At 70.3% G+C, this 17,756-nt stretch carries 1 protein-coding gene (only partly in view); it reads left to right on the top strand.

All coding sequences use genetic code 11. The features are described from left to right. Positions 1-17,647: the 3' portion of a non-ribosomal peptide synthase/polyketide synthase gene (locus ABZW10_RS26990; RefSeq protein WP_355370438.1), read on the top strand. 19,661 nt of this gene lie to the left of the window's left edge; only the last 17,647 of its 37,308 coding nucleotides appear in the window; its start codon lies off the left edge, out of view; the stop codon is at positions 17,645-17,647. Positions 17,648-17,756: the final 109 nt, after the last annotated feature.

The following is a 17,756-nucleotide window of genomic DNA, read 5'->3' on the forward strand; positions in this document are numbered from 1 at the left end:
CCGGGACGGGGAGCTGGAGTACCTCGGCCGGGTCGATGACCAGGTGAAGATCCGTGGGTTCCGGATCGAACCGGGTGAGATCCAGTCGGTGCTGGCTCGGCATGCCGAGGTGGCGCAGGCGGTGGTGGTTCCGCGTGAGGACCAGCCCGGTGACATCCGCCTGGTGGCCTACGTCGTTCCGGAGGCCGATGGTGCCGACGTCGGTGCCGGTGAGCAGGTCGAGCACTGGCGGGAGTTGAACGACTCGCTGTACGAGGGTTCGGCCGCGTCGTTGGGTGAGGATTTCGCGGGGTGGAACAGCTCGTACACGGGTGAGGCGATCCCGTTGGAGGAGATGCGGGAGTGGCGTGCGGCGACGGTGGAGCGGATTCGTTCCTTCGCGCCGCGGCGGGTGCTGGAGATCGGTGTCGGTTCGGGTCTGTTGATGGCGCCGCTGGCGGGGGAGGTGGAGGCCTACTGGGGCACCGACCTGTCGCAGCCGGTGGTGACCCGGCTGGTGGGGCAGGTCGCGGAGCGGGGCTGGGAGCACGTCCAGCTGCGCTGCCTGCCGGCGGAGGACTTCACCGGGCTGCCCGCCGGCTACTTCGACACGATCGTGATCAACTCCGTCGCGCAGTACTTCCCGAACCAGGACTACCTCACCTCCGTCCTCACCCAGGCGTTCCACCTTCTGGCCGAGAGCGGACGGATCGTCCTGGGCGACATCCGCCACGTCGGACTGCTGCGCACCCTCCAGACCGCCGTGCAGGCGCCGAGGGCCGCCAGCGCCGAGCAGCTGCGTTCCGCGCTGGAGCACGCGTTGGTGGTGGAGAAGGAACTGCTGGTCCACCCGGACTACTTCACCGCCTTCGCCGCCACCCACCGTGCGGGTGTGGACATCCGCCTCAAGCGCGGTCAGGCGCACAACGAGCTGACCCGCCACCGCTACGACGTCACCCTCCACAAGAACCCGGCGGAGCTGACCGACGTTGCCGGTTCGGGCGACCAGGCCGGCCAGCCGGTCCTGCACTGGGGGAGCGACCTCACGACCTTGGAGCAGCTCGGGGAGCGGCTGGCCGAAGGCGGCCTTCGTGTGGTGGGTGTTCCCAACGCGCGTCTGTCGGGCGAGTCTGCTGCCGTCGAGGCGCTGGACGCCGGTGAGGACCTGGACGCGGTGCGGTCGGTGCTCGGCTCGGTGGCCGGGATCGATCCGGAGGCCTTCCACCGGTGGGCCGAGGGTCTCGGGTTCCGGGCGGTGGTCACGTGGAGTGCCGGTCTTCCGGGCGGGTTCGACGCGGTCCTGCTGGACGCGGCGGACACCCGGGCGGTGACCGGTGTCTACCGGTCCTCCGGTGGTGGTTCCGCTCTGACGAACTCCCCGGCCCGGGCGCGGACGAGCGGGGCGCTGGTGACGGTGCTGCGGCAGGTGTTGCAGGCGCAGTTGCCGGAGTACATGGTCCCGTCGGCGATCATCACCCTGGACCGCATTCCGCTGACGCCGAACGGCAAGATCGACCGCAAGGCCCTTCCCGCACCGGAGTACACGTCCACTGCCGGAGGCCGCGCACCGCGCACGCCGCAGGAGGAGATCCTGTGCGCGCTGTTCGCCGAGGTGCTGGGCGTGCCGGGTGTCACGGTGGACGACGACTTCTTCTCGCTCGGCGGTCACTCCCTGCTGGCGACCCAGCTCTCCAGCAGGATCCGGACCACCCTCGGCACCGAGATGCCCCTCCAGGCGCTCTTCGAGGCGCCCACGGTTGCCAAGCTCTCCGTGCGGCTGGACGAGGGGGCGACGCGTCCGGCTCTCGTCGCGCTGCCCCGCCCGGAGGTGCTGCCGCTCTCCTTCGCCCAGCAGCGGCTGTGGTTCCTGCACCAGCTGGAAGGCCCCTCCGCCACCTACAACATGCCGCTCGCCCTGCGGCTGACGGGTGACCTGGACCGGCAGGCGCTGCGGGAGGCCATCAACGACGTCATCGCACGCCACGAGGCGCTGCGCACGGTCTTCGAGGAGGTCGACGGGCAGCCCCGTCAGCGCGTTCTCGACCCCGAGCACGCCCGGATCGACCTGCGGATCGGCACCACGAGCGAGGACGGTCTCTCCCACCAGCTGCGTCAGGCCGCTCGGCACGAGTTCGACCTGTCGGTCCAGGTGCCGTTGCACGCCGAGTTGTTCACCGTCAGCCCGACGGATTCGGTGCTGATGCTGGTGCTGCACCACATCGCCGGTGACGGCTGGTCCATGGGCCGGCTGGCCCAGGACCTGGTGGCCGCGTACTCCGCCCGACTGACGGGTGCCGAGCCGGACTGGCCGCAGCTGCCGGTGCAGTACGCCGACTACACCCTGTGGCAGCGCGACCTGCTCGGTGACGACACCGATCCCGACAGCCTGTTCGCCCGCCAGCAGCAGTACTGGACCGGGCAGTTGGCCGGCCTGCCGGAGCAGGTCACCGTCCCCACCGACCGGCCCCGCCCCGTGGTGGCCGGCTACGCGGGTGACGTGAGCACCTTCGGCATCGACGCGGAGCTGCACCAGGCGCTGTCCGAGCTGGCCCGTTCCACCGGCACCACCATGTTCATGGTGCTGCAGGCGTCCTTCGCCGCTCTGCTGACCCGTCTCGGTGCCGGCACGGACATCCCGCTCGGCGCACCGATCGCCGGACGCACCGACGAGAACCTCGACCAGCTCATCGGCTTCTTCGTCAACACCCTCGTGGTACGCACGGACACGGCGGGCAACCCGTCCTTCACCGACCTGCTGGCGCAGGTCCGCCGGAGCAACCTGGAGGCCTACGCCCACCAGGACATCCCGTTCGAGCACCTGGTGGAGAAGCTCAACCCGCACCGCTCCTCCAGCCACCACCCGCTGTTCCAGATCTCCCTGGGACTCCAGAACACCCAGCAGCCGAACTTCGAATTGCCGGGACTCCAGGTCGAGTCCGGCGGCGTCGGAACCGGCACCGCGCGATTCGACCTCGCCATCGTCGTGACCGAGGATCGCGGCGACAACGGTGTGCCCTCCGGCATGCACGGGATGATCGAGTTCGCGACCGACCTGTACGACCGGTCGACGATCGAGGCGCTGACCGAGCGCTGGACCGTGCTGCTGAAGGCGGTCGCCGCCGACCCGACCCAGCCCATCGGTTCGCCGGACATCCTCGTCCCCGGCGAACGAAGCCAACTCCGCGACTGGGCGACCACATCCCGCCCTGACCTTGCCGACGCCACCCTGCCCGAGCTGTTCGAGGCCGTGACCAAGGCGGGCCCGGACACGACCGTCCTCGACACCGGCGATGCGACGTGGACGTACGCGGAGCTGAACGCGCGGGCGAATCAGGTCGCGCACTGGCTGATCGGCCGGGGCATCGGTGCGGAGCAGCTCGTCGGCCTGGCGCTGCCGCGCGGCGCGGAACTGTTCGCGGCGATCCTGGGTGTGGTGAAGGCGGGTGCCGGCTACCTGCCGATCGACCCGGACTACCCGGCGGATCGCATCACCTACATGCTCGCGGATGCCGCTCCCGCACTCGTGCTCGCCACCGACGGGTTGGCGCAGGGGCTCTCCGGCAGCGAAACCGAGATCGTCCCCCTCCGGGCCTACTCGGCCGACGCGGACCGGCAGCCGACCACTGACCCGACCGACGCGGACCGGATCGCCCCGCTCACCCCCCGGCACCTCGCCTACACCATCTACACCTCCGGCTCCACCGGCCGACCCAAGGGCACCACCGTCACCCACACCGGACTCGCCAGCCTCGCCGCCACCCTGGGCGATCGCTCCGCCACCGGTCCCGACAGCCGGACCCTGCAACTGGCCTCGCCCAGCTTCGACGCCTCGATGCTGGAATTCCTCATGGCGATCAGCAACGGCGGCACCCTCGTCCTGCCTCCGGCCGGCCGTCTCGCCGGCGAGGAACTCGGGCGCGTCCTCGCTGAGCGGCGGATCACCCACGCCTTCATCCCGCCGTCCATCCTCGACACCATCCCGGCCGAGACCGCGCGGAACCTGCCCGACCTCGTCCACCTCCTCGTCGGCGCGGAGCCGTTCCCGCCGCACCTGGTCGAGCTCTGGGCGCCGGGCCGTGCGCTGTACAACGTCTACGGCCCGACGGAGACCACCGTCCTCACCACCATCAGCCGCCCACTCACCCAGCTGCCGACCCCGATCGGGTACCCGAACCACAACGTCCTCACCTACGTGCTGGACGAACGTCTCCAGCCGGCCCCCGTCGGGGTGGGCGGCGAGCTCTACATCGCCGGCAAGGGACTGACCCGCGGCTACCTCAACCGGCCGGCGCTGACCGCCGAGCGGTTCGTCGCCGACCCGTTCGGTGCGGCCGGGGGCCGGATGTACCGCACGGGTGACCTGGTGCGGTGGAACCGGGACGGTGAGCTGGAGTACCTGGGCCGTAGCGACGACCAGGTGAAGATCCGCGGATTCCGGATCGAGCCCGGAGAGGTCCAGGCCGCGCTCACCCGGAACCCCGAGGTCGCCCAGGCCGTCGTCGTCGCCCGCGAGGAGCAGCCCGGCGACGTCCGCCTGGTGGCCTACATCGTCCCGGACGCCGACCAGGGGGGCGAGCCCTCCCTGCCGCAGCTCCGCCGTGAGCTGGGACAACAGCTTCCCGACTACATGGTCCCGGCCGCGATCATGGTGATCGACAGCATCCCGCTGACGCGGAACGGGAAGATCGACCGCAACGCCCTGCCCGCTCCCGTCTACGCGTCGGCCGGCATCGGCCGCGCCGCCCGCACCCCGCAGGAAGAGATCCTCAGCGCGGCGTTCGCCGAGATCCTCGGCCTGCCCGGGGTCGGGGCCGACGACAACTTCTTCGACCTGGGCGGTCACTCGCTGCTGGCCACTCGTCTGATCAGCCGCGTCCGTGCCGCACTCGGCACCGAGATCCCGCTGCGCGCGATCTTCGAGGCCCCGAGCGTGACCCAGCTCGCCCGGCGATTGGCCGACCACGCGGGCGAGCTGCGCCCGGCGCTGGTGCCGGTCGCGCGGCCGCAGGTGCTGCCGCTGTCGTTCGCGCAGGAGCGGTTGTGGTTCCTGCACAAGTTGGAAGGTCCTTCGGCCACCTACAACATGGCCTTCGCCCTGCGGTTGACCGGTGACCTGGACCGGCAGGCACTGCAGGACGCCCTCACCGATGTGATCGCCCGCCACGAGGCGCTGCGCACCGTCTTCCGGGAGGTCGACGGTCAGCCCAGCCAGCACGTCCTCGCCCCCGACCAGGCACAGATCATGCTGCAGGCCGTACCGAGCAGTGAGGGCACGCTCCCCGCACAACTCGACGAAGCGGCCCGGTACGAGTTCGACCTTTCCGGCCAAGTTCCCGTGCGCGCCGAGTTGTTGGCCGTCAGCCCGAGCGATTCGGTGCTGATGCTGGTACTGCACCACATCGCCGGTGACGGCTGGTCGCTCGCGCCGCTGGCCCGCGACCTGATCGCGGCCTACACCGCCCGCCTGACGGGTGCCGAGCCGGACTGGCCGCAGCTGCCGGTGCAGTACGCCGACTACACGCTGTGGCAGCGTGCGCTGCTCGGTGACGACAGCGACCCGGAGAGCGCCTTCAGCCGCCAGTACGGCTACTGGGCGGAGCAGTTGGCCGGTCTGCCGGAGCAGGTCACCGTCCCCACCGACCGGCCCCGCCCCGCCGTCGCGGGCAACGCCGGTGCCGCGTGCAACTTCAACTTCGGCGCGGACCTGCACCGGGACCTCGCCGAGCTGGCCCGGTCGTCCGGGGCAACGGTGTTCATGGTGCTGCAGGCATCCGTGGCCGCTCTGCTGACCCGTCTCGGCGCCGGTACGGACATCCCGATCGGTTCTCCGATCGCCGGGCGGACCGACGAGAACCTCGACGACCTGGTCGGGTTCTTCGTCAACACCCTGGTCCTGCGGACCGACACGGCCGGCAACCCGTCCTTCACCGACCTGCTGGCGCAGGTCCGCCGGACCAGCCTGGCGGCTCATGCCCACCAGGACGTCCCGTTCCAGTACCTGGTGGAGAAGCTCAACCCGCACCGCTCCGCTTCGCACCACCCGCTCTTCCAGGTCGCGCTCGCCCTGCAGAACAACGAGCAGGCCGAATTCGAGTTGCCGGGAATGCAGATGCGCTCCGAGAGTGCGCACACGAGCACCTCGCGCTTCGACCTGATGGTCACCCTGACCGAGGAGTACGACGGCGACCACGAGCCCGCAGGCATCGGCGGAGCCATCGAGTTCGCGACTGACCTGTACGACTTGAGCACGATCGAGACGCTGATCGCGCGCTGGGCCCGGCTGCTGACGGCGATCGCCGCCGACCCGTCCCGGCGGATCGGCTCGCTGGAGCTCATCACCTCCGGGGAAGGCGTTCGGCTCCGGGACTGGGCGACCACGTCCCGGCCCGAGGTCGAGGACTCGACCCTGCCCGGGCTGTTCGAGGCCAGGGTGGCGGTCGCGCCGGACGTGGTGGCGTTGGAGGCCGGGGATGAGACGTGGACGTATGCGGAGTTGAACGCGCGGGCGAATCAGGTCGCGCATTGGCTGATCGGCCGGGGTGTCGGGGCTGAGGATCTGGTCGGTGTGGCGTTGCCGCGCGGTGTCGAGCAGGTCGCGGTGATCCTGGGTGTGGTGAAGGCGGGCGCGGGTTATCTGCCGGTGGATCCGGAGTACCCGGCGGATCGCATCGCGTACATGTTGGCGGATGCGGCTCCCGTCCTGTTGCTCAGCACGGGGCGGCTGGCGGAGGGGGTGCCGGAGGGTCTGGCGGTCGAGGAGTTGGCCGTGGAGGGGCTGGCCGGGGTCTGGGACGGGCAGCCGGCGAGTGATCCGACGGATGCGGAGCGGGTTGCGCCGCTCGCCCCGGCGAACACCGCGTACACGATCTACACGTCGGGTTCCACGGGTCGGCCCAAGGGTGTCACTGTCGCGCATACGGGTCTGGCGTCGTTGGTCGCCACGCTGGTCGAGCGTTGCGCTCTTGGTGAGGGCAGTCGTGTGCTGCGGTTCACCTCGGCGAGTTTCGATGTCTCGGTCATCGAGTTGATGCTCGGGTTTGCCGTGGGGGCCACGTTGGTGGTGCCGCGGGTTTCCCTGCTGGCGGGTGAGGAGCTGGGCCGGGTGCTGGCCGAGCGGCGGATCAGTCATGTGTTCCTGCCGCCGTCGGCTCTGGCGAGTCTGCCGTCCGGTACTGAGGGTGCGTTGCCTGATCTGGGCACCGTCGTGGTGGCGGGTGAGGCGTGCCCGCCCGATCTGGCGGAGCGGTGGTCGGTGGGGCGTCGGATGATCAACGCTTATGGGCCGACCGAGACCACCGTCTATGCGTCGACCGGTGGTCCGCTGTCGGGTACCCATGTCCCGATCGGGCGGCCTGTGGTCAACACCCGGGTGTACGTCCTCGACGAGTATCTGCGGCCGGTGCCGCAGGGTGTCGCGGGTGAGCTGTACGTGGCGGGTCGGGGTCTGGCGCGTGGCTATCTGGGGCGTGCGGGTCTGTCGGCGGAGCGGTTCGTGGCGGACCCGTTCGGTGCGGCGGGTGGCCGGATGTATCGCACGGGTGACCTGGTGCGGTGGAACCGGGAGGGTGAGCTGGAGTACCTGGGTCGTAGTGATGACCAGGTGAAGATCCGTGGGTTCCGGATCGAGCCGGGTGAGGTCCAGTCGGTGCTGGCGCGGCATGCCGAGGTGGCGCAGGCGGTGGTGGTTCCGCGTGAGGACCAGCCCGGTGACACCCGTCTGGTGGCTTACGTCGTTCCGGGGGCCGGTGGTGCCGACGTGGGCGTCGGTGCCGGTGAGCAGGTTGAGGACTGGCGGGAGTTGTACGACTCGTTGTACGAGGGTTCGGCCGCGTCGTTGGGTGAGGATTTCGCGGGGTGGAACAGCTCGTACACGGGTGAGGCGATCCCGTTGGAGGAGATGCGGGAGTGGCGTGCGGCGACGGTGGAGCGGATTCGTTCCTTCGCGCCGCGGCGGGTGTTGGAGATCGGTGTCGGTTCGGGTCTGCTGATGGCGCCGCTGGCGGGGGAGGTGGAGGCCTACTGGGGTACGGATCTGTCGCAGCCGGTGGTGACCCGGCTGGTGGGGCAGGTCGCGGAGCGGGGCTGGGAGCACGTCGAGTTGCGCTGCCGGCCGGCGGAGGACTTCACCGGACTACCTACCGGTTACTTCGACACGATCGTGATCAACTCGGTCGCGCAGTACTTCCCGAACCGGGAGTACCTCACCTCCGTTCTGCGTCAGGCTCTGGAGTTGTTGGCGGAGGGTGGCCGGGTTCTGCTGGGTGACATCCGTCATCTGGGACAGCTGCGGATGTTCCATGCCGCGGTGCAGGCGCCGCGGGCGGCGAGTGCGGCCAGGCTGCGTTCGGCGGTGGAGCACGCCCTGGTGGTGGAGAAGGAACTGCTGGTCCACCCGGACTATTTCACCGCTCTCGCCGCCGAGTGCGGTGTGGGTGTGGACATCCGGATCAAGCGCGGTGAGGCGCACAACGAGCTGACCCGCCACCGTTACGAGGTCGCCCTTCACAAGGGTGCGGAGGCGTTGACGGATCTGGCCGGCCTGCCGGTGGTGCGGTGGGGGAGCGACCTCAGCACGTTGGACGGGTTGCGGGAGCGGCTTGCCGGTGGTGTGCCGCTTCGTGTGGTGGGTGTTCCCGACGCGCGTCTGTCGGGTGAGGCGGCTGCCGTCGAGGCGTTGGACGCCGGTGAGGACCTGGACGCGGTGCGGTCGGTGCTCGGCTCGGTGGCCGGGATCGATCCGGAGGCCTTCCACGGGTGGGCCGAGGGTCTCGGATTCCGGGCGGTGGTCACGTGGAGCGCCGGTCTTCCGGGCGGGTTCGACGCGGTCCTGCTGGACGCGGCGGACACCCGGGCGGTGACCGGTGTCTACCGGTCCTCCGGTGGCGGTTCCGCTCTGACGAACTCCCCGGCCCGGGCGCGCACCAGCGGGGCACTGGTGACGGCGCTGCGGCAGGTGCTGCAGGCGCAGTTGCCGGAGTACATGGTCCCGTCGGCGATCGTCACCCTGGACCGCATTCCGCTGACCCCGAACGGCAAGATCGACCGCAAGGCCCTTCCCGCACCGGAGTACACGTCCACCGCCGGCGGCCGTGCACCGCGCACACCGCAGGAGGAGATCCTGTGCGCGCTGTTCGCCGAGGTGCTGGGCGTGCCGGGTGTCACGGTGGACGACGACTTCTTCGAGCTCGGCGGTCACTCCCTGCTGGCGACCCAGCTCTCCAGCAGGATCCGGACCACCCTCGGCACCGAGGCGCCTCTCCAGACACTCTTCGAGGCGCCCACGGTTGCCAGGCTCGCGCCGCGCCTGACCCGGAACAGCGAGCTGCGCCCGCCGCTCCTGCCCGCCACCCGGCCCAACCCCCTTCCCCTCTCCTACGCCCAGCAGCAACTCTGGTTCCTGCACCAGCTGGAAGGCCCCTCCGCCACCTACAACATTCCGTTGGTGCTGCGGCTCACCGGTCAATTGGACCAGCAGGCGCTGCGGGAGGCCATCAGCGACGTCATCGCGCGGCACGAGGCACTGCGCACCGTCTTCGAGGACGTCGACGGGCAGCCCCACCAGCGCGTTCTCGACCCCGAGCACGCTCGCATCGACCTGCACGTCCAGCAGGTCGATCAGGCCGACGTCATGCAGGTGCTGGAGCAGGCCGCCCGGCACGAGTTCGACCTGTCGGTCCAGGTGCCGTTGCACGCCGAGCTGTTCACCGTCAGCCCGAGCGAGTCGGTGCTGATGCTGGTGCTGCACCACATCGCCGGTGACGGCTGGTCGCTCGCGCCGTTGGCCCGCGACCTGGTCGCCGGGTACTCCGCCCGACTGGAGGGTTCCGCGCCGCAGTGGCCGCAGCTGCCGGTGCAGTACGCCGACTACACCCTGTGGCAGCGCGACCTGCTCGGTGACGACACCGATCCCGACAGCCTCTTCGTCCGCCAACAGGATTACTGGGCAGAGCAGTTGGCCGGTCTGCCGGAGCAGGTCACCGTCCCCGCCGACCGGCCCCGCCCGGCCGTCGCCAGTTACGCCGGCGATTCCACCACCTTCGGCATCGACGCGGAGCTGCACCAGGCGCTGTCCGAGCTGGCGCGTTCGACCGGCACCACCATGTTCATGGTGCTGCAGGCGTCCTTCGCCGCTCTGCTGACCCGTCTCGGTGCCGGAACGGACATCCCGCTCGGTGCACCGATCGCCGGACGCACCGACGAGAACCTCGACCAGCTCATCGGCTTCTTCGTCAACACCCTCGTGGTACGGACGGACACGGCGGGCAACCCGTCCTTCACCGACCTGCTGGCGCAGGTCCGCCGGACGAGCCTGGAGGCCTACGCCCACCAGGACATCCCGTTCGAGCACCTGGTGGAGAAGCTCAACCCGCACCGCAGCACCACGCACCACCCCCTGTTCCAGGTCATGCTCGCCCTCCTCAACACCGAGCAGCCGGACTTCGAACTGCCCGACCTGCAAGCGGAACCGGCCGGCGTGGCCCTGGGCACGTCCAGGTTCGACATGTTCATCAACATGGGGGAGCACCGGGACGACAACGGCACCCCGGCCGGCATGTCCGGTACGGTCGAGTTCGCCACCGACCTGTACGACCGGTCGACGATCGAGGCGCTGACCGCACGCTGGGCCCGGCTGCTGAAGGCGGTCGCCGCCGACCCGTCCCGTCCGATCGGCTCGCTGGACATCCTCGCCCCGGGCGAGCGTCACCAGCTGCGCAGCTGGGCGGCCACCCCCCGGCCCGAGATCGGCGACGCCACGCTGTCGGAGCTGTTCCAGGCCCGGGTGCAGGCCACGCCCGACGCCACCGCCCTGGAGGCCGGGGACGCGACCTGGACGTATGCGGAGCTGAACGCCCGTGCCAACCGGATCGCGCACTGGCTGATCGGCCGGGGCATCGGGGCGGAGCAGCTCGTCGGCCTCGCGCTGCCGCGCAGCGCCGAGCAGCTCGCCGTGATCCTGGGCATCGCGAAGGCGGGCGCCGCCTACCTGCCGGTCGACCCGGACTACCCGGCGGATCGCATCGCTTACATGCTCGCGGATGCCGCCCCCGCCCTGCTGCTCACCACCGACCGGTTGAGTGAGGACCTCGTCGGCGCTGCCGGTCCCGGCAGCGAGATCCTCACGATCGAGTCCCAGGCCAGGCTGTGGGACCAGCAGCCGACCGGCGACCCGACCGATACGGACCGGATCGCACCGCTCACCCCGGCGAACACCGCCTACACCTTCTACACCTCCGGCTCCACCGGCCGGCCCAAGGGCAGCGTCATCGCCCACTCCGGGCTGGCCGACCTCATAGCCACCGCGGTCGAGCGGTGCGAGGCCGGTCCGGAGAGCCGCGTCCTGCAACTGGCCTCGCCCAGCTTCGACCCCGCTGTGGTCGAGATCTTCATGGCTTTCGCCGCGGGCGCAACCCTCGTGCTGCCGTCCGGCGGTCGCCTGGCGGGCCTTGAGCTCGCCAGGGTCATCGCCGACGGGCACATCACGCACGCCTTCATCACCGCCTCGCGGCTCGCGAGCCTGCCCGAGGGAAGCGAGGCCGAGCTGTCCGAGCTGAACGTCCTGGGCATGATCGGTGAGCCCACACCGCCGGCACTGGTGGACCGCTGGTCGCCGGGCCGTCGGATGATCAACGCGTACGGGCCGACGGAGTGCACCGTGTACGCGACGATCAGCCGGCCGTTCGCAGCCGGGCGCGCCCCCATCGGATACCCGGTCGCCAACGCCCGGCTCCACGTGCTGGACGAGTACCTGCAGCCGGTTCCTCCGGGTGTCGCGGGCGAGCTCTACGTCGCGGGCAAGGGCGTGGGCCGTGGCTACCTGAACCGGCCCGGTCTGAGTGCCGAGCGGTTTGTGGCGGATCCGTTCGGTGCGGCGGGCGACCGGATGTACCGCACGGGTGACCTGGTGCGGTGGAACCGGGACGGTGAGCTGGAGTACCTGGGCCGTAGCGATGACCAGGTGAAGATCCGCGGGTTCCGGATCGAGCCCGGAGAGGTCCAGGCCGCGCTCACCCGGAACCCCGAGGTCGCCCAGGCCGTCGTCGTCGCCCGCGAGGAGCAGCCCGGCGACGTCCGCCTGATCGCCTACATCGTGCCGAGCGGCGGAGGCGAGCCCGCACTGCCGCAGCTGCGACAGGACCTGCGGCAGCAGCTCCCGGACTACATGGTCCCCGCTGCCGTCATCGTCATCGACCGCATCCCGCTCACCCCGAACGGGAAGATCGACCGCGCGGCACTCCCGGCTCCTGACCGCGCCCCCGTCTCCACCGGGCGTGCCCCCCGCACCCCGCGGGAGGAGATCCTGTGCACGCTGTTCGCCGAGGTCCTGGGACGGCCGAGTGTCGGGGTCGACGACAGCTTCTTCGACCTGGGCGGTCACTCGCTGCTGGCCACCCGTCTGATCAGCCGCATCCGCAAGACCCTGGGCATCGAGGCCCCGCTGCGGGCCTTCTTCGAGGCGCCGACCGTGGCCCAGCTGGCCGAGCGCCTGGTGGAGGGGCACGGGCAGACACGGCTCGCCCTGGCGCCGGCCACCCGGCCCGAGGCCATCCCGCTGTCGTTCGCCCAGGAGCGGCTGTGGTTCATCCACAAGCTGGAAGGCCCCTCCGCCACCTACAACATGCCGCTCGCCCTGCGGCTGACCGGTGACCTGGACCGGCAGGCGCTGCAGGACGCCATCAACGACGTCATCGCACGCCACGAGGCGCTGCGCACCGTCTTCCGGGACGTCGACGGACAGGGCCGCCAGTACATCCTCGATCCCGATCGGTCCCGCATCGACCTGCACGCCGTCCCCGTGGACGAGGACCGGATCCAGGAGGAGCTGAACCGGGCCGCCCGCCACGAGTTCGACCTGTCGGTCCAGGTGCCGCTCCACGCGGAGCTGTTGACCGTCAGCCCGACGGATTCGGTGCTGATGCTGGTGCTGCACCACATCGCCGGTGACGGCTGGTCGATGGCGCCGCTGGCCCGCGACCTGATCGCGGCCTACACCGCCCGCCTGACGGGTGCCGAGCCGGACTGGCCGCAGCTGCCGGTCCAGTACGCCGACTACACGCTGTGGCAGCGCGAGCTGCTCGGTGACGACAGCGACCCGGAGAGCCCGTTCAGTCGCCAGTACGGTTACTGGGCTGAGCAGTTGGCCGGTCTGCCGGAGCAGGTCACCGTCCCCACCGACCGGCCCCGCCCCACCACCGCCGGCAACGCCGGTGACGTCTGCGCCTTCTCCTTCGACGCCGACCTGCACCGGGACCTCGCGCAGCTGGCCCGGTCGGCCGGGGCGACGGTGTTCATGGTGCTGCAGGCCTCCATGGCCGCCCTGATGACCCGCCTCGGTGCCGGGACCGACATCCCGATCGGCAGCGGTATCGCCGGGCGGACCGACGAGAACCTCGACGACCTGGTCGGCTTCTTCGTCAACACCCTGGTGCTGCGCACCGACACGGCCGGCAACCCGTCCTTCACCGACCTGCTGGCGCAGGTCCGGCGGACCAGCCTGGAGGCCTACGCGCACCAGGACGTCCCGTTCCAGTACCTGGTGGAGAAGCTCAACCCCCGCCGTTCCGCGGCACACCACCCGCTCTTCCAGGTCATGCTGGCTCTGCAGAACAACGAGCAGGCCGAATTCCAGCTCCCGGGACTGCGGGTCAGCCACCAGCCCGCGGCAACGGACACGTCCCGCTTCGACCTGTTCGTCAACATCGGCGAGTTCCACGAACGTGACGGCTCGCCCACGGGGGTCGCCGGATACATCGAGTTCGCGACGGACCTGTACGACCGGTCGACGATCGAGGCGTTGACCGAGCGTTGGGCCCGGCTGTTGAAGGCGGTCTCCGCCGATCCGTCCCGGCCGATCGGCTCGCTGGACTTCCTCACCGAGGGTGAGGAGGCCCGGCTCCGGGACTGGGTGACCACGTTCCGGCCCGAGGTCGAGGAAGCGACGCTGCCCGGGCTGTTCGAGGCCAGGGTGGCGGTTGCGCCGGACGCGGTGGCGCTGGAGGCCGGCGATGCGACCTGGACGTATGCGGAGCTGAACGCGCGTGCCAACCGGATCGCGCACTGGCTGATCGGCCGGGGCATCGGGGCTGAGGACCTGGTCGGGCTGGCGCTGCCGCGCGGCGCGGAACTGTTCGCGGCGATCCTGGGTGTGGTGAAGGCGGGCGCGGGTTACCTGCCGGTCGACCCGGACTACCCGGCGGATCGCATCGCGTACATGCTCGCGGATGCCGCTCCCGCCCTGTTGCTCACCACGGGGCGGCTGGCGGAGGAGTTGCCGGAGGGTCTGGCGGTCGAGGAGCTGGCCGGGGTCTGGGACGGGCAGCCGGCGAGCGATCCGACGGATGCGGAGCGGGTCGCGCCGCTCACCCCGGTGAACACCGCCTACGTGATCTACACCTCGGGTTCCACGGGTCGGCCCAAGGGCGTCACCGTTACGCACACGGGTCTGGCCTCGCTGGCCTCCACGCTGGTCGAGCGCTGCCGTACCACTGACCGGAGCCGGGTCGTGCAGCTGGCCTCGCCCAGCTTCGACGCCTCCGTCCTGGAACTGCTGATGGCCCTCAGCGGCGGCGGCACCCTCGTCGTGCCCCCGCCGGGCCGTCTGGCGGGGGAGGATCTGGCCAGGGTCCTGGCGGACCGGCGGATCACCCACGCGTTCATCCCGCCGTCCGTCCTGGCCACCCTCCCGGCCCAGGCGCCCAGCACGCTCACCGAGCTCTCCGGCCTCATCGTCGGCGCCGAGGCGTGCCCGCCGGAGCTGGTTCCGTTGTGGGCACCCGGCCGCCACATGGCCAACCTCTACGGGCCGACCGAGGCCACCATCTCCACCACCATCAGCCGCTCCCTCACCGAGCCCTACACGCCCATCGGCGCCCCCAACCACAACACCTACGCCCACGTCCTCGACGAGTATCTGCGGCCGGTGCCGCAGGGTGTCGCGGGTGAGTTGTATGTGGCGGGTCGGGGTTTGGCGCGTGGTTATCTGGGGCGTGCGGGTCTGTCGGCGGAGCGGTTCGTGGCGGATCCGTTCGGTGCGGCGGGTGGCCGGATGTATCGCACGGGTGACCTGGTGCGGTGGAACCGGGAGGGTGAGCTGGAGTACCTGGGTCGTAGTGATGACCAGGTGAAGATCCGTGGGTTCCGGATCGAGCCGGGTGAGGTCCAGTCGGTGCTGGCTCGGCATGCCGAGGTGGCGCAGGCGGTGGTGGTTCCGCGTGAGGACCAGCCCGGTGACACCCGTCTGGTGGCTTACGTCGTGCCGGGGGCCGGTGGTGGTGCCGATGTGGGCGCTGGTGAGCAGGTTGAGGACTGGCGGGAGTTGTACGACTCGTTGTACGAGGGTTCGGCCGCGTCGTTGGGTGAGGATTTCGCGGGGTGGAACAGCTCGTACACGGGTGAGGCGATCCCGTTGGAGGAGATGCGGGAGTGGCGTGCGGCGACGGTGGAGCGGATTCGTTCCTTCGCGCCGCGGCGGGTGCTGGAGATCGGTGTCGGTTCGGGTCTGTTGATGGCGCCGCTGGCGGGGGAGGTGGAGGCCTACTGGGGCACCGACCTGTCCCAGCCGGTGGTGACCCGGTTGGTGGGGCAGGTCGCGGAGCGGGGCTGGGAGCACGTCGAGTTGCGCTGCCGGCCGGCGGAGGACTTCACGGGGCTGCCCGCCGGTTACTTCGACACGATCGTGATCAACTCGGTTGCGCAGTACTTCCCGAACCGGGAGTACCTCACCTCCGTTCTGCGTCAGGCGCTGGAGTTGCTGGCGGACGGTGGCCGGGTCCTGCTGGGTGACATCCGTCATCTGGGACAGCTGCGGATGTTCCATGCCGCGGTGCAGGCGCCGCGGGCGGCGAGTGCGGCCAGGCTGCGTTCGGCGGTGGAGCACGCCCTGGTGGTGGAGAAGGAACTGCTGGTCCACCCGGACTACTTCACCGCTCTCGCCGCCGAGTGCGGTGCGGGTGTGGACATCCGCCTCAAGCGTGGTGAGGCGCACAACGAGCTGACCCGCCACCGTTACGAGGTCGCCCTCCACAAGGGTGCGGAGGCGTTGACGGATCTGGCCGGCCTGCCGGTGGTGCGGTGGGGGAGCGACCTCACGACCTTGGAGCAGCTCGGGGAGCGGCTGGCCGAAGGCGGCCTTCGTGTGACGGGTGTTCCCGACGCGCGTCTGTCGGGTGAGGCGGCTGCCGTCGAGGCGTTGGACTCGGGTGAGGACCTGGACGCGGTGCGGTCGGTGCTCGGCTCGGTGGCCGGGATCGACCCGGAGGCCTTCCACCGGTGGGCCGAGGGTCTCGGATTCCGGGCGGTGGTCACGTGGAGTGCCGGTCTTCCGGGCGGATTCGACGCGGTCCTGCTGGACGCGGCGGACACCCGGGCGGTGACCGGTGTCTACCGGTCCTCCGGTGGTGGTTCCGCTCTGACGAACTCCCCGGCCCGGGCGCGGACCAGCGGGGCGCTGGTGACGGCGTTGCGGCAGGTGCTGCAGGCGCAGTTGCCGGAGTACATGGTCCCGTCGGCGATCGTCACCCTGGACCGCATTCCGCTGACCCCGAACGGCAAGATCGACCGCAAGGCCCTTCCCGCACCGGAGTACACGTCCACCACCGACGGCCGTGCACCGCGCACACCGCAGGAGGAGATCCTCTGCACCCTGTTCGCGGAGATCCTCGGCCTGCCCAGCGTCGGGATCGACGACAACTTCTTCGCGCTCGGCGGTCACTCCCTGCTGGCGACCCAGCTCACCAGCAGGATCCGGGCCACCCTCGGCACCGAGATGCCCCTCCAGACGCTCTTCGAGGCGCCGACCGTCGCCGAGCTCTCCGCGAGCCTCGAAGCCGGCACACCCAGCAGCGCCTTCGAGGTCCTGTTGCCGCTTCGGAAGCAGGGGCGGCACGCTCCGCTGTTCGTCGTGCACCAGGGAGCGGGCATGTGCTGGTCGTACGCCGGAATCCTGCCGCACCTCAGCCCGGACTTCCCGGTCTACGGGCTGCAGGCCCACGGGCTGGCTCATCCCGATGAGCTTCGCAACAGCGTCGAGGAGGTGGCGGACGACTGCATCGAGCAGATGCTGAAGGTGCAGCCTGAAGGGCCCTACCACCTGATGGGGCACTCGTTCGGCGGAATCCTGTCCCACGCCATCGCGGCGAGGCTCGCGGAACGCGGTGAGCGGGTCGACCTCCTGGTCTTCCTGGACTCCGATCCCGCCAAGCCGATCCCCGAGGAGCTGTTCGACAGGCAGGACGAGATGCAGCTGATGTACGGCGCGATCCTGGAGGCGCTCGGAGTCAACACCGAACAACTGGCCAATGGGATGCCCACGTTCGAGGACTTCTCCAAGCTCGCACGTGGGACGAACACGGTCCTCGGCAGCCTCGAGGAGAGCCGCTTCGTCACCCTGATGAGCGTCATCAAGAACAACATCATGCTGATGAGCAAATACCGCCACCAGCGGGTCTCGACGGACGCGATGATCTTCGCGGCCACTCGCCACCGCTCCGGCTACGTCATTCCGGCGGATGCCTGGAGCATGTACGTGGACGGCGAGGTCGCCCACCACGAGGTGGATTGCACCCACCAGACCATCACGACGCCGCACATGTTCCGGGAGATCGGGCCTCTCGTCGAGGCGAAGCTCCGGAAGCTCGCCGAGAACGCGAGCCTCCCCGCCGGCACCGAGTAGGGGTAGACCGGCAGCGGCCACAGCCGGCACGTACCGACGGTGGCCTCGAGAAGACCGCGCCCCGGCTCCACGGATCGATCCGTGGAGCCGGGGCGCGGTCCCGTCGTGC

It is taken from the genome of Kitasatospora sp. NPDC004723, from assembly GCF_040609255.1.
In the GTDB taxonomy this organism is placed as follows: domain Bacteria; phylum Actinomycetota; class Actinomycetes; order Streptomycetales; family Streptomycetaceae; genus Kitasatospora.